We start from the raw sequence: 13,739 nt of genomic DNA, 5'->3' as shown, positions 1-13,739 counted from the left end.
TAACAACATAAAAGGATTGTTAGAGATAAATGAGGCAATCATTACAGCTGCGCATGGGCCAGCAACTTACAATGACACCACAGCTGCAACAAGCAATTCGTTTGTTGCAACTCAGTACATTGGATCTCCAGCAAGAAATACAAGAAGCTCTTGATAGCAACCCGCTGCTAGAAGTTGAAGAAAACGACTACGCAGAAGATTCTGCTGGCAAAAATGAGCAAAAAGCTGATAACGATGACGTTACTGTTAGCGCATCTGCAGATGATGCTCCTAGCGAATACGAACAAGATAGTGGTGAAGCACTTGCTAAAGATACAGTAAGTGACGACATGGCTATGGATGTTAGCTGGGATGAGTACATGAGTGCTGCGCCTGCATCGTCATCAGGACCAATGCCTGAGGACGAGTCAATATACCAAGGTGCTTCAACCGAAACACTTCATGAGTACCTAATGTGGCAGTTACAATTAACGCCTTTTAGCCCTACTGATGAAGCTATTGCAATCGCTATTGTTGAAGCCGTAGATGATTCTGGTATTTTAACACTTAGCTGTGAAGAAATTTTAGAGAGCTTCAATCAAGAAAACGAAGATGATAACGAAGTCGAACTTGACGAAATTGAAGCCGTTTTAAAGCGTATCCAACTGTTTGATCCGGTCGGTATTGCTGCACGTAGTTTACAAGAGTGCTTGTGTATTCAGCTTAACCAGTTTGATAAAGAAACACCTTACATTAATGAAACAAAAATGATCTTAACCGAGCATATTGATTTATTAGCTGCTCGTGACTATCGTACATTAATGAAAAAAACTAAGCTCAAAGAAGAAGAGCTTAAAGAAGTAATGACACTAATACATACTCTCAGCCCTAAACCCGCTGATACGATTGTTAGAGAAGAGTCTGAGTATGTTATTCCTGATGTGTCGGTTAAAAAAATTAAAGGTCGCTGGGTTGTAGAATTAAACCCAGATAGCATGCCTAAAATAAGAGTAAACAGCCAATATGCTGCAATGTCTCGTACCGTTAAATCTAGTGGTGATAGCCAATTTATTCGCTCACACTTACAAGAAGCAAAATGGTTTATTAAAAGCCTAGAAAGCAGAAACGACACATTGTTAAAAGTAACAAATTGTATTGTTAAGCAACAACAAGGCTTTTTTGAACACGGTCCAGAAGCCATGAAACCAATGGTTTTAAATGATGTTGCTGAAATGGTAGAAATGCACGAGTCGACTATTTCTCGCGTAACAACCCAAAAGTATATGCACACGCCACGTGGAATATTTGAGTTAAAATACTTTTTCTCAAGCCATGTAAGCACCGAAAATGGTGGCGAATGTTCATCTACGGCAATACGCGCTCTGATTAGAAAATTAATCGCAGCAGAAAACTCAGCAAAACCATTGAGTGATAGCAAGATAGCGGATATATTGGCTGAGCAGGGAATTAAAGTAGCTAGACGCACGATCGCAAAGTACCGCGAATCTCTGGCTATTCCACCGTCAAATCAGCGAAAAAGTCTGATTTAAGACGCAAAAACAAAGAGGGTAACGCTTATGCAACTAAACTTAACTGGTCGTCACGTAGAAGTAACCGATTCACTAAAAGACTATGTAAACACTAAATTTGCGAAGCTAGAAAGGCACTCTGATCATATTAATAATGTTCATGTCATTCTCGATGTAGAAAAATTAAACCAAAAAGCAGAAGCAACAATTCATGTCAGTGGTGCAGAATTATTTGCCTCTACTGAACATCAAGATATGTATGCCGCCATTGACTCGTTGATTGACAAGCTCGATCGACAAGTTATCAAACACAAAGAGAAGCTTGCTCGACACTAATATTATGAAATTAAGTTCACTTATATGTCAGGACTGCAGCAAAGCTGCGGTCCTTTTTAATAGTAAAAAAAGAATTTTAGAGTTTATTAGCGAACTTGCTCACAACAAGCTTCCTTACTTATCTCAACAAGATATTCTTAGTGCTTTACTAAGCAGAGAAAAACTAGGTAGTACAGGCATTGGTAAAGGTATTGCAATCCCTCACGGACGAATGAGTGGCGTAGAAGAACCTTTAGCTTTAGTACTTGTTAGCGAAACACCTATTAACTTTGATGCGATAGATAACCGCCCTGTAGATATTTTTGTTGCACTCATCGTACCAGATGGTGATAACCAACAGCACTTAAAGACTCTAGCAACCATTGCTGATAAACTAAACGACAAAGAATTTTGTAAGCAGTTACGCTGTGCAAAATCAGATACAGAGCTATACCAAGTTATTGTTGATCAATCATAATTAATAAAAAAGGTGTTAAATGGAATTAATTATCATAAGTGGCCGATCAGGTTCTGGAAAATCGGTAGCTTTACGCGTAGTTGAAGACTTAGGTTATTATTGCGTAGATAATATTCCACTAAACCTGCTGCCTTCTCTAGTGCGAAGTGTCTCTGACAACTACGACAAAATAGCAGTGAGTATTGATGTTCGAAACTTGCCAAAAGAACAAGAACAGTTCAATGATATTTTTGAGTATTTACCTGGTTTTGCTAAACCAACGCTGTTTTATTTAGACAGCGAAGATCAAGTATTAATAAAACGTTTTTCTGAAACGCGACGACTACACCCTCTTTCTGTCGACTCATTGCCACTTGATTTAGCTATAAAAAAAGAAAAAGAATTACTTGATGTACTAACAACCAGAGCTGACTTTATGATTGATACCAGCGAGTTAAGTGTTCACCAACTCGCTGAATCTATCAGAGAAAAAATACTTGGTAAAAAAGACAAACAGCTTATTGTTACTTTTGAATCATTTGGCTTTAAATACGGAATACCTAAAGAAGCGGATTATGTCTTCGATGCACGTTTTTTACCAAACCCACATTGGGAGCCCGAATTAAAACCTTTAACAGGATTAGATCAGCCCGTTAAAGACTACTTAGCTAATCATAGTATTGTGCAAAAGTTTACATGGCAAATTCAAACCTTTGTGCAAACGTGGTTACCTCATTTAGAACGAAATAATCGTAGCTACTTAACCATTGCTATTGGTTGTACAGGTGGACAGCATCGTTCAGTGTATTTAGCACAAACGATTGGTGAAAGCTTTTCGATGACTCACCCAAATGTAAAAATTCGTCATCGTGAACAAGAAAATAAATAATTTAAATAATCACCTGTTCAGCTTAGGTAGAGTAACTTATGCGTTTAGAAGACACGTTTTTAATAAAAAACAAATTAGGCTTACACGCTAGAGCTGCAACGGTGCTTGCACAATTAGCCGTACAATTCGACGCTTCAATTACTATATTTCAAGATGGCAAAGAAGCTGCCGGTGATAGTGTTTTAGGCTTAATGCTGCTAGAGAGTAGCCAAGGAAAAGAAGTTAAAGTGGTATGTGAAGGACCCGATGCAGAGCAAGCTTTGCACGCTGTTGGTCAGTTAATAGCGCAACGATTTAACGAACAAGAATAGTCAGTAATAAAGAATCAAAAATTAGATAAACCAAAAAAGTTAGTAACCTCCCCTACCAAAGTAATATTAAAATTAATTAAGGACGCCAATGCCCGAAGCTTTTGAACAAGACTACCCACTACAACAATTAAAACAAGTGACCAAGTCGCTTAACAGTGGTCAATTTGTTCAAGTTAGGCGCATGTTAGCTAAAACCGCTCCTTGTGATACTGCATTATTATTAGAGTCGTCGCCGCATAAAATCCGCCGGCTGCTTTGGCAATTGGTTGACCCCGATGTACAGGGCGATGTACTTGAAGAGCTTTCTGAAGATGTACGTTTGGGCATTATTGCTCAAATGGAACCTAAGCACATTGCTGCAGCCACTGAAGATATGGGGCACGATGACCTAGGAGAAGTATTACGTAGCCTGCCAGATACCGTCTACAAAGACGTTGTTAGCGCTATGGATATTCAAGACCGTGAACGTGCCACGCAAGCTCTTTCTTATCAAGAGCGCTCTGCTGGTGCGTTAATGAATACCGATACGGTAACCATTCGCCCTGACGTAACTCTTGATGTTGTTTTGCGCTACATTAGGCTGCGTGGTGAACTACCTGAAGGTACCGATGACTTATATGTAGTAGATAAACATAACTGCTTCATAGGCGCTTTGTCATTAAGCACATTACTGACTAATCCACCTGAAAAAATTGTCCTCGATTTAATGGATGAAGATTGCGAATCTATTCCAATTTCTATGGATGAAAGTGAGGTTGCGCAATTATTTGAACGTCATAACTGGATATCAGCCCCTGTTGTAGATGATAACGATCAGCTACTTGGTCGGGTAACAATCGATGATATTGTTGACGTAATACGAGAAGATGCAGAGCATAGCTTACTTAGTTTAGCCGGTCTTGATGATGAAGAAGACACCTTTGCTCCCGTTTTAAAAAGCTCGAAAAAACGCTCAGTCTGGTTAGGTGTTAACTTATTAACAGCTCTTGCTGCTGCTTTTGTAGCTAGCTTTTTTGAAGGTACTTTAGATGTTTTACCTATTTTAGCTGTACTTAACGGTATTGTTCCTTCAATGGGCGGTGTTGCAGGTAGCCAATCGCTAACTCTCGTTATTCGTGGTATTGCAGTAGGTCATATTAATCAAACTAACCAACGCTTTTTAATGATGAAAGAGCTTGCTATTGGCGCGTTAAACGGTGTTTTGTGGTCGTTGTTAATTGCAGGTGTTATCGCGCTATGGCAATGGGACTTTATGCTTGGTGGCGTACTTGCCTTTGCTATGTTTATGAATCTGGTTGTGGCCGGCGTTGCTGGTGCGAGTATCCCTATTATTCTTAAAAAGATGAATATAGATCCCGCTCTTGCAGGTAGTGTAGTTTTAACTACAATTACAGATATTGTGGGTATATTCGCCTTTTTAGGCACCGCAACATGGTTGCTGATATAAGTTTAAAATGTAAATTTTTTAAGTTAACGTATTTAGAGAAAAAGCAGCCATTATGACAACTAGTACCAAAAATAAAAAAGACACACCTAAAAAAACGCCAAAACAAAAAGGCCTATCAATATTAAAGAGTGTGTTGATATATGGCTTCATATTTTTCGTAATTTATAACGCTGTAAATTGGTGGCGACAACCTGTTATGCCAGCAAATCCTCAATTACAATTAATAGATTATAAAGGGCACAACATTGATCTAGCAGCAATGAGCCAAGACAAACCAACGCTTGTGTATTTTTGGGGAACTTGGTGCCCTATTTGTAGTGTTACCTCCCCTTCAATAAACGAACTCGCAAACGAGAATAACTACCCTGTGGTTACTATCGCTATAAAGTCAGGTTCTGACCAAGAACTACATAACTATTTAAATGAAAACGGTTACAACTTTAATACTGTCAACGATCAACACGGTGAGATATTTGCCGATTGGCAAGGGCAAGTAACGCCATCCTATATCATCTTAAAAGATAATAAAATGACACAAGGGCTAACAGGTATTCAGCCGCTATGGTCACTTAAGTTACGTTTGTGGTTATCATCAACGTTTTAAGAAAAACTAACTGCAAGTATATAGGCACTAAATACGTGCTATCTCAAGAGGGGTTTCTAAAAGCTCGCTCTTTATCACCTACAATAATATAGATAATAAAGAGCAAGGTTTACTTAATTTACGCATTAAAAGGGCTTAAAAACCCTTAGCGTAATTAAACTAATCTACTAATTTAATTAGTAGATTTAATCACTAACGTGTACTTTGACGATTACCGCCTACTTTTGGTTTAGTGTTTGCCTTTTTAAATTGGCTAAAACCAGTATGTCGCGTTAATGCAGGACGTCCGCCTTTACTACCACCCTTACCTGATTTCTCATCTCGCCCTTCTTCAGGCACTAAACAGTTAGGTCCTTTACCAATTAAATTAGCTTTACCCATTTTACGCAGTGCTTCACGTATCATCGGCCAACCTGCTGCATCATGGTAACGTAAAATTGCTTTATGCAATCTACGCTGGCGTGCACCTTTAGGTACTGGAACAACTTCTGTATTGTTTTTTATATTACGTAAAGAGTTCATCTCTGTATGGTAAATAGTCGTCGCATTAGCCATTGGTGATGGGTAAAAGTTTTGCACCTGATCCAGCTTAAAGTCATTCGATTTAAGCCATAAAGCCATGTTTACCATGTCTTCATCTTTTGTGCCTGGATGAGCAGAAATAAAGTAAGGAATTAAATACTGCTTTTTACCTGCTTCTTTAGAGTACTTATCAAATAATTCTTTAAATTGATCGTACGCACCCATGCCTGGTTTCATCATTTTTGATAATGGACCGTCTTCGGTATGCTCTGGCGCTATTTTTAAGTAACCGCCTACGTGATGAGTTACTAACTCTTTAACATAACGCGGGTCGCGTACAGCTAAGTCGTAACGTACACCAGAAGCAATCAATACCTTTTTAATACCCTTAACTTCACGTGCTTTTTTGTACAAGTCTATTGTTGGCGTATGATCTGTATCCATGTGCTTACAAATTTCAGGATACACACATGATAAACGTCTACAGGTACTTTCTGCCTTTTTGCTAGTACAACGCAGTTTATACATATTTGCCGTTGGACCACCTAAATCAGAAATAACACCAGTAAAGCCTGGTACTTTATCTCTAATCTGTTCAATTTCTTCAATGATAGATTCTTGCGAACGACTTTGAATAATACGCCCTTCATGCTCCGTAATTGAGCAAAATGAGCAACCACCAAAACAGCCACGCATAATATTTACAGACGTTTTTATCATGTCATAAGCTGGTATTTTAGCATCGCCATAACTTGGGTGAGGAATACGCTGATACGGCAAACCAAATACAGCATCCATTTCATGTGTTTCTAATGGATATGCTGGCGGGTTAACCCAAATAGAGCGTTCGCCATGTCGTTGAAACAGCGCTCTTGCACAACCAGGGTTTGTTTCTTGATGTAAAATACGCGAAGCATGGGCATATAAAGGTTTGTTAACACTTACTTGCTCATAAGCAGGTAACTTAACGTAAGTTTTTTCCCATGGTTTAGGTCGCGCAGGCTGAACCATAATTGGTTTTGCAGCTTCTGCCTTTAAATCTATACCGGCTTGTTTAAATTCAGATTTACTACAGCCAACATCATCAGCGCCGTATGGATTTGGAATAGGGTCAATTTTACCAATTTTATCTATAGCGGTAGAGTCACTACCACGCCAACCTGGTAAAGGTTCTTTTCTAATAACAGCCGTGCCGCGAATATCTTGAATAGTATCCATTGTTTCACCCGCAGCGATACGGTGTGCAACTTCAACTAACGGACGCTCTGCGTTACCGTAAATTAAAATATCAGCTTTTGCATCAAACAAAATACTACGGCGTACTTTTTCTTGCCAATAGTCGTAATGAGCAATACGACGAAGACTCGCTTCAATACCACCAATAACTATTGGTATTCCTTTGTATGCTTCACGGCATTTTTGAGAGTAAATCATTACGGCGCGATCTGGACGTTTACCACCTACGTTATCTGGCGTATATGCATCATCATGGCGCATACGTTTTTCAGCTGTATAACGGTTAATCATCGAATCCATGTTGCCGGCTGTTACACCAAAAAATAAGTTGGGTCTGCCCAGCTCCATAAATGCATCTTTAGAGTCCCATTCTGGCTGCGCAATAATACCCACTCTAAAGCCTTGCTCTTCAAGGACTCGACCAATTACCGCCATACCAAAACTAGGATGATCGACGTAAGCATCACCACTAATTATTATTATGTCGCAGCTGTCCCAGCCAAGTGCATCCATTTCTTTTCGTGTAGTAGGTAAAAATGGTGCTGTGCCGTAACACTCAGCCCAGTATTTTGGGTAAGAGAATAAGGCGCGCTTAGCTTTGAGTGTGCTCATAAATTTGACCGTGGAATAACAAAGGGCGCGAATTATACCCTACTAAATTGTTTATATATACAACGCTTTTGCAGCGCATAGGACCTTTACTTCTAAATAATTCTTTATATTAAGTAATCTTTTTTGAAACCTGATTATGAACTAGAGCAATTCATTGTTAGGTACTTTTATATATTTTAATAACGAGTTACAACATAGTTTTGTTTAAAAAATAAAATTAAAAGCGCTGCTCTCATTTTGATTCTTTTGCGTATTACAATAAAATACAACTCATATTTATAACGATTTTATTATATGGTCAATAAAATATAGTTTTGGTTTATAGCCTAAATCGTACTATAGTCGATTAATAAAAAGTTTTATATTTCAAGCTAAATACTAGTTAAGGCGTGCTTATTAAACTGTTAAAATTATTCTTACAATCCCTTTTTCTTTTATTACTCGTAGCCGTAGTGATTGGGCTAACGCTTCCTCAAAATTATAGTGTTGATAAAAAAATTGAGATAAACGCCAACACTCGCACAATCAAATCATTAGTAACCGACTTTAATCAATGGCATAAATGGTCACCTTGGCAGCAGGTCGATCCATCAATTAAATTTACGGTAAATGAGCCAAGTTTAGGTGTAGGTGCTCATCAATCATGGGTAAGTAAATGGGGTTATGGCGAAATGACTATTACCTCTATAAGCCAAAATAAAATGAGCTTTAATATGCTACTGGATGATGAAAACATAGTGCAAGGTACTCTCGCATTTATTGAAGAAAACCAATCTGTAACAGTCATATGCCATATTGAAGGGCAAGCCAATACAATACTTATTTCAGGCTATATGGCTATACTTAGTGAGTACGTGTTGGGTAACACTGTAGCACTTGGGTTAAATAACTTAAAAACGGTTGCTCAATTAAGTGATATGCAAAGCATAATGGAAAGTCATGACAGTCAAAACAGCACAAGCCCGAATTAATCTTGCAAATACAATAGAGTCGCTACTTGGCTATTCAATAACAAAGGTTGGAAGCAATGGAGTACTTCCTGTTAATGAGCAAGGTTATGATCCGCAAGGAAAAATAAAACCGCTTTATCATATCAATAGTGATAACTCTATTTTAGCTCGCGCTCAAAAAAGGCAAAATCTACTACTCATTAAACAACAGCAAAATATAGAAACAATTTTAGCTATGGCAATGAGCTTTTGCCCCGATGTAACCAGTAGTAAACGACCAGATGCCGACTGGGTAGAGCATTTCATTGCTCTATGTGAAGACACTTCAAATGAATCGATGCAAACTCTATGGGCAAAAATTTTAACGGGAGAGACACTAAATCCGGGTACTTTTTCAATTAAAAGCTTACAAACCCTAAAGCATATGACCCAGCGCGAAGCTGATTCTCTACAAAAGTGTGTATCGCTTTCTGGTTACAATGAAAAAGATGATAGCCACTTTATTTTACTTGGCTTTTATAAAAAACCATCCTTATTTGATTTGCTACGTAAAGGCAATAAAGTATCTTTAAACTTAGGAAAAACAGGCATTAGCTTTCCAGATATTTTAACGCTCATGGATCTTAATTTACTGTACAGAAAAGAAATAGAATCAGCCGTTTTAAAAGTGGGACAAGAACTCACGCTCTCATTTTTATCTCAAAAAGTAACGTTAAAAGCAAAAAGTAACGACTTAGTACTGAGTTATTATAAGTTTACCCAAACAGGTGATGAGCTATCTAAACTTATAAAATTCCCCGTAAATAAAGTGTATAAGCAGCTAATAAATAGTGCGCTAGAGGTGGAGTTTGATTTAATGTGGCATGCTATAAAATAACACGCCACACTTTATTTAATTAGACAGAGATCGCTAATTAAAAATGAACCTGAAGACCCACAAACGGACCAGATGCATCAATATCAGTTGTAACATCATCTACATCATCAAGCTCTAATACCATTGAACGGTAACCTGCTTTAACAGCAACATCAACAGCTAGGTTGTCAATTAATTCCCAAGCAACACCTACTTGGTAATCTTGTACTTTGCTATCGTCGATTGCCAAAAAGCTACCTTCAAAAAACACACTCAAGCCAGTAAATGGTAAGCCTGCTTCAGCACGACCATAAGCTAATGGAACAAAACCAGAGAAGTTTTTTGTTTCGGTAAAGTTAGTGCCACCATCTTGAGTAGTACCGTTTACAACTATATCGCCATCAAACTGTTTAGCATTTAAACCTAAATCAATAGAAACTAAATCGTTATCAAAAATTTCATAATAAAGAATGTAATCAATGTGAGTTAAATCAGTAATAGTATCAACCGTTGTACCTACAACATAATCAGAACCGTTAAAGCTAAATGTATCTGTAAGCTGCGCAGAACCACTTAACTCAAGCTCTGTATACTTTAATTTAATGTTTGGTATTAATGGTACTGGGTGCTCAAGCGCCGCGTAATAACTTACAAATGTTTCATCTTCAAAATTAAAATCTTGAGGTGCATTATTTTTGTAAGAAAACTGGCCATCATTATCTGATTTCCAGCCATCAACACCTACGTATAAACCTAATAAGGTATCAGCTTGCGCTACGGGTGCTATACATGCCATTGAAAGGGCTGCTGCTAAACAATACTTTTTCATTTTTTATCCTTGAGCTAGTAGTTCGCTAAGTTCGATTAAAGCCGCATTGGCTCTAGAAATATAATTTGCCATAACCAGTGAATGATTAGCTACATAGCCAAAACCATTACCGTTTAAAATAAGTGGGCTCCACACTGTTTCTTGGGTTGCCTCAAGCTCACGTATAATTTGTTGAACGCTTACACGTGCATTTTTCTTTTCAAGTACATCATTAAAATCGTACTCTATCGCTTGTAAAAAATGTAGTAACGCCCACGTTGCGCCACGAGATTCATAAAAAACATCGTCAATATCTAACCATGGCGTTCTTACTTGCTGCTGTAGAGGAGCAAGTGTTGCTTGTTTATTTGATGAATTACCGGCTAAATCTGTATTTACTTTTTCTTGACCTACACTGGCGCTTAAACGCTGGCTTAAACTACCTAAACGTTTTTCAGCTTCTTTAAGCCAACTACGTAAGTTATCTGCTCGTGCGTAAAATTGGCTATCACGCTCATGCTCATTAGCAATTTGTGCACGATATACCATTAAATAATCAATACCCTTTTGGTACTCACCTTCAGCGCTTGGCCATGCCCATGCTTCAGAGCTTATATTAAACTGTGGCTGCGCCTTTTTAAGTGCTTCATGTTCCGTAGACTGTGATTGCGAACGGCTAAAATCTTTTCGCATAGAAAGCGATAAATCACGCACCATTTCTAGAGCGCCATATTCCCACGCCGGCATATCATCCATAATAATACTTGGCGGCATTACATCATTTGATAAGTAACCACCGGGTTTATCTAGTAAGGTATTTGCTACTGTAATTAATGTAGAAGTAGTTACGTAACCCGTAACTATTTTTTCATTACGAAGCTGCGCTTGCTCTTTGGCGTTTGCAACAACATCAAAACGTGAAGGCTCAGTGCTCCAATAAACAGCAATTGCGTAAAATATGATAAGCAGTAAAACAACTATTCCTGCTATTTTTCCTTTATGTTGCGACATATATACTCCTAGTGGTGAGAATGTTGAGTTGATGGTTTTGACTGTTCAGCTTGCGCTTCAAGTGAGACAACTTGAGCATTAGTAAACAAACGGTTACCGTCACTAAAATATAGCGTGAGTTTTCGTTCTTGCCCTATTTTTAATGGTTCTTGCGGCTCAAATACCATTAAATGATAGCCACCAGGTTGAAAGCTTACACTTTTGTGCGCTTTAATTACTACCGATTCAACCTTTTGCATTTTCATCATGCCATTAGCGTGTGAATGCTCATGTATTTCTACACGACCCAACCCATCAATACTTGCCTTTGTTAAGGTAGCGGCATTACCACTATGATTAGTAATGGTTAAGTAACCTACGCTTGATTTACTTGCAGGCAAAAACTCTCTAACTTGGGCATTACTAACTTCAAGTTCGGCTACATCAGTACCGTGTTCATGGCCTGAATGCGCTGACAACGATGACGAAAAAAAACTAAACATTAATGCAGAAGCCATCGAAAAACATAGTTTCATCATCATACTCATCCTTATTAAAACATAAAATAGCATGCTAAATTTAACATAGTTAACTTATAATAGTCAGTAAAATTAAGGATTAACAAGCCACTTTTTTGTTACCGATAACTAACCAACACAATACAGCAACAAATAGTAACGACCATGTAATCATTGCTGTTCCAAATAAAAGAGCTAAAACAGTACCTACAAGTGCAACTATACCTACACCAACTAATCCCATAGCCATTAACGCAACAACAGCGACTACAGAAACAATTGCCACTAAAGCACCAACTAACTCAAGCCCCACCCAGCTAATATCTGCAATCCAAAGCGGAAACTGCCAAGTATCAAAATGTATAAACAATATAAAATCAGTAAAAAATAATAAATAAACCAATACACATACAGCCAAGGTTTTCATTTTATCACTCCTTAATTCGGGTTAATAAATCACTTATAGGTAGCAATTACAAAATAAGTTGCGCTAAATTGACTTAGCAAAATCATATAACCCGAGTACATATTAATACGCTTTTTCTTCAAGACAGCAATGCGCTATAAAATAACCTAGCGCTATTACAAATGGAAAACTCAAAAATAACAAAACGGTTACCAAACGCGTTGCCCATACAGGAAAATCTAACCTATGAGCCAACCCACTACATACGCCTGATATTTTTTTGTTAAGCGTGTTTTTATACCAATTACGTTGATGATTAAAATTACTCATAACAACCTCCTAAGCAGTCTTCTGTAAATTAGTTTTTAAACTTGCTTTTAAACTAGCTAGCTCGGCATCAACTTTCTCATTTTTAACTAACGATTCAATTTGAACTGCAGTAGTTCTGGCTGTGTCAGTTAAATCATAAGCCTCTATTTGAGATTCAATACCCTCAAAACGTTGCTCTATTTGCTCAAAGCGAGATAATGCATGTGCAACCTTATCGCTTTGTAATTGCGTACTAATTCGCTTTCTAGCAATTACTATATTATGACGTTGCATTAGTTGGGTTTGTTTTGATTTAGCCTGAACCATTTTTTGCTGAAGTCGCTCACAATCAGCTTTAATTTTTAAAATAGACTCTTGCAATGTTTTTAGTTGCGCTTGCTTACTAGCAATACTTTCGCTAACACGTTGCTTTTCGAGTAATGCCGATTTAGCTAAGTTATCACGACTTTTTTCTACTGCTAACTCTGCTTTTAATTGCCAATGGACTAACTCACCTTCTTTATTTTCAATTTGACGAGTAATTATTTTCTCTTCGCATAGTAAATCGGCAGCTGTGGTTCGACACTCGTTTAACGCATCTTGCATGTCGTTAAGCATTAAATTAAGTAACTTTTCAGGATCTTCAGCCTTATCCAGCATAGCTACAATGTTTGATTGAATTACATCACTTACCCGGTTAAATATTCCCACGGTCTTCTCCTGTTAATTTCAAATTGATTACAACAAGGGGATTCCAAGAGTTGTGCCAAGTTCATTAACTTCAATATAAATCATTTAATATCAAACAATTAAATAGTTAAGCATTAAATTTTTAATGACTTCAAACTGAACAAAGCAGAGTGTAATTAACCAATAAACTATATTTTTGACTAAATTGTGGGATCAAAAAAGCCACTCGAAAGTTAACACCGATCAGTTAAGGTATTTTTGATCGGTTGACCGATCTTTTGGTTGCTTCACAATACCCTTATCATCTTTTG

Annotated in this window: 16 protein-coding genes; 9 read left to right on the top strand and 7 right to left on the bottom strand. The window is 37.7% G+C overall.

Annotated elements, in window-relative coordinates:
- The first annotated feature begins 29 nt into the window (after positions 1 to 29).
- The 7 genes from I6F65_RS17190 (at position 30) to I6F65_RS17160 (ending at position 5,531) form a co-directional block, all read left to right on the top strand.
- Positions 30 to 1,529 carry an RNA polymerase factor sigma-54 gene (locus I6F65_RS17190; RefSeq protein WP_166109635.1) on the top strand — a complete coding sequence of 500 codons (1,500 nt, stop codon included), beginning with the start codon at positions 30 to 32 and terminating at the stop codon, positions 1,527 to 1,529.
- Positions 1,530 to 1,556: 27 nt separating this feature from the next.
- Positions 1,557 to 1,844: a ribosome hibernation promoting factor gene (hpf, locus tag I6F65_RS17185; RefSeq protein WP_024609454.1), complete on the top strand. Its 288-nt coding sequence runs from the start codon at positions 1,557 to 1,559 to the stop codon at positions 1,842 to 1,844.
- Between the two features lie 4 nt (positions 1,845 to 1,848).
- Entirely contained in the window at positions 1,849 to 2,301 is a 453-nt protein-coding gene (ptsN, locus tag I6F65_RS17180) for a PTS IIA-like nitrogen regulatory protein PtsN (protein WP_166109754.1), read from the top strand.
- Between the two features lie 19 nt (positions 2,302 to 2,320).
- Complete coding sequence (gene rapZ / locus I6F65_RS17175) at positions 2,321 to 3,169, top strand: RNase adapter RapZ (protein WP_024609456.1); 849 nt, start codon at positions 2,321 to 2,323, stop codon at positions 3,167 to 3,169.
- 38 nt (positions 3,170 to 3,207) lie between these two features.
- Positions 3,208 to 3,480, top strand: a complete 273-nt coding sequence (locus I6F65_RS17170) for an HPr family phosphocarrier protein (protein ID WP_024609457.1) — start codon at positions 3,208 to 3,210, stop codon at positions 3,478 to 3,480.
- Positions 3,481 to 3,568: 88 nt separating this feature from the next.
- Positions 3,569 to 4,927, top strand: a complete 1,359-nt coding sequence (gene mgtE / locus I6F65_RS17165; protein WP_024609458.1) for a magnesium transporter — start codon at positions 3,569 to 3,571, stop codon at positions 4,925 to 4,927.
- A gap of 52 nt (positions 4,928 to 4,979) precedes the next feature.
- The gene (locus I6F65_RS17160; protein WP_197114112.1) at positions 4,980 to 5,531 is read left to right on the top strand and encodes a protein disulfide oxidoreductase; all 552 of its coding nucleotides are present in this window, start codon (positions 4,980 to 4,982) and stop codon (positions 5,529 to 5,531) included.
- Between the two features lie 192 nt (positions 5,532 to 5,723).
- Here the strand turns inward: I6F65_RS17160 and I6F65_RS17155 are convergent, their stop codons facing one another.
- The gene (locus I6F65_RS17155; protein ID WP_197114110.1) at positions 5,724 to 7,901 is read right to left on the bottom strand and encodes a YgiQ family radical SAM protein; all 2,178 of its coding nucleotides are present in this window, start codon (positions 7,899 to 7,901) and stop codon (positions 5,724 to 5,726) included.
- A 389-nt stretch (positions 7,902 to 8,290) separates the two neighbouring features.
- On the opposite strand from I6F65_RS17155, the gene I6F65_RS17150 reads away from it, so the two are divergent.
- Both I6F65_RS17150 and I6F65_RS17145 read left to right on the top strand, forming a co-directional pair.
- Positions 8,291 to 8,872, top strand: coding sequence for an SRPBCC family protein (locus I6F65_RS17150; RefSeq protein WP_024609461.1), 582 nt, complete (start codon positions 8,291 to 8,293; stop codon positions 8,870 to 8,872).
- Positions 8,841 to 9,728 (top strand): TIGR03899 family protein, encoded by an 888-nt coding sequence (locus tag I6F65_RS17145; RefSeq protein ID WP_024609462.1) that lies wholly within the window; start codon positions 8,841 to 8,843, stop codon positions 9,726 to 9,728. The genes I6F65_RS17150 and I6F65_RS17145 overlap by 32 nt, the downstream gene beginning before the upstream one ends.
- Before the next feature lie 37 nt (positions 9,729 to 9,765).
- Here the strand turns inward: I6F65_RS17145 and I6F65_RS17140 are convergent, their stop codons facing one another.
- From I6F65_RS17140 to I6F65_RS17115, 6 genes are all read right to left on the bottom strand, one after another.
- On the bottom strand, positions 9,766 to 10,536 hold the full coding sequence (locus I6F65_RS17140; protein ID WP_197114108.1) for a TIGR04219 family outer membrane beta-barrel protein: 771 nt from the start codon (positions 10,534 to 10,536) through the stop codon (positions 9,766 to 9,768).
- A 3-nt stretch (positions 10,537 to 10,539) separates the two neighbouring features.
- Entirely contained in the window at positions 10,540 to 11,526 is a 987-nt protein-coding gene (locus I6F65_RS17135; protein ID WP_197114106.1) for a DUF2333 family protein, read from the bottom strand.
- Between the two features lie 8 nt (positions 11,527 to 11,534).
- Positions 11,535 to 12,044, bottom strand: coding sequence for a copper chaperone PCu(A)C (locus I6F65_RS17130; protein ID WP_197114127.1), 510 nt, complete (start codon positions 12,042 to 12,044; stop codon positions 11,535 to 11,537).
- A gap of 79 nt (positions 12,045 to 12,123) precedes the next feature.
- Entirely contained in the window at positions 12,124 to 12,450 is a 327-nt protein-coding gene (locus I6F65_RS17125; protein ID WP_197114104.1) for a hypothetical protein, read from the bottom strand.
- A 102-nt stretch (positions 12,451 to 12,552) separates the two neighbouring features.
- On the bottom strand, positions 12,553 to 12,759 hold the full coding sequence (locus I6F65_RS17120; protein WP_024610643.1) for a PspC domain-containing protein: 207 nt from the start codon (positions 12,757 to 12,759) through the stop codon (positions 12,553 to 12,555).
- Positions 12,760 to 12,768: 9 nt separating this feature from the next.
- Complete coding sequence (locus tag I6F65_RS17115; RefSeq protein ID WP_197114102.1) at positions 12,769 to 13,449, bottom strand: PspA/IM30 family protein; 681 nt, start codon at positions 13,447 to 13,449, stop codon at positions 12,769 to 12,771.
- Between the last annotated feature and the right edge of the window lie 290 nt (positions 13,450 to 13,739).

Source organism: Pseudoalteromonas sp. SWXJZ94C (genome assembly GCF_015864385.1).
Lineage (GTDB): Bacteria > Pseudomonadota > Gammaproteobacteria > Enterobacterales > Alteromonadaceae > Pseudoalteromonas.
Note: the sequence above shows the minus strand (reverse complement) of the source record. Positions and strands in the feature narration are given on the sequence as shown.

What these genes read in the sequence shown, in the direction of transcription:
- I6F65_RS17135 (WP_197114106.1), bottom strand. Translation starts at nt 11,526, where the DNA reads ATGTCGCAACATAAAGGAAAAATAGCAGGAATAGTTGTTTTACTGCTT.
- I6F65_RS17190 (WP_166109635.1), top strand. Translation starts at nt 30, where the DNA reads ATGAGGCAATCATTACAGCTGCGCATGGGCCAGCAACTTACAATGACA.
- hpf (WP_024609454.1), top strand. Translation starts at nt 1,557, where the DNA reads ATGCAACTAAACTTAACTGGTCGTCACGTAGAAGTAACCGATTCACTA.
- mgtE (WP_024609458.1), top strand. Translation starts at nt 3,569, where the DNA reads ATGCCCGAAGCTTTTGAACAAGACTACCCACTACAACAATTAAAACAA.
- I6F65_RS17170 (WP_024609457.1), top strand. Translation starts at nt 3,208, where the DNA reads ATGCGTTTAGAAGACACGTTTTTAATAAAAAACAAATTAGGCTTACAC.
- ptsN (WP_166109754.1), top strand. Translation starts at nt 1,849, where the DNA reads ATGAAATTAAGTTCACTTATATGTCAGGACTGCAGCAAAGCTGCGGTC.
- I6F65_RS17140 (WP_197114108.1), bottom strand. Translation starts at nt 10,536, where the DNA reads ATGAAAAAGTATTGTTTAGCAGCAGCCCTTTCAATGGCATGTATAGCA.
- I6F65_RS17160 (WP_197114112.1), top strand. Translation starts at nt 4,980, where the DNA reads ATGACAACTAGTACCAAAAATAAAAAAGACACACCTAAAAAAACGCCA.
- I6F65_RS17125 (WP_197114104.1), bottom strand. Translation starts at nt 12,450, where the DNA reads ATGAAAACCTTGGCTGTATGTGTATTGGTTTATTTATTATTTTTTACT.
- I6F65_RS17145 (WP_024609462.1), top strand. Translation starts at nt 8,841, where the DNA reads ATGACAGTCAAAACAGCACAAGCCCGAATTAATCTTGCAAATACAATA.
- I6F65_RS17120 (WP_024610643.1), bottom strand. Translation starts at nt 12,759, where the DNA reads ATGAGTAATTTTAATCATCAACGTAATTGGTATAAAAACACGCTTAAC.
- rapZ (WP_024609456.1), top strand. Translation starts at nt 2,321, where the DNA reads ATGGAATTAATTATCATAAGTGGCCGATCAGGTTCTGGAAAATCGGTA.
- I6F65_RS17155 (WP_197114110.1), bottom strand. Translation starts at nt 7,901, where the DNA reads ATGAGCACACTCAAAGCTAAGCGCGCCTTATTCTCTTACCCAAAATAC.
- I6F65_RS17130 (WP_197114127.1), bottom strand. Translation starts at nt 12,044, where the DNA reads ATGATGAAACTATGTTTTTCGATGGCTTCTGCATTAATGTTTAGTTTT.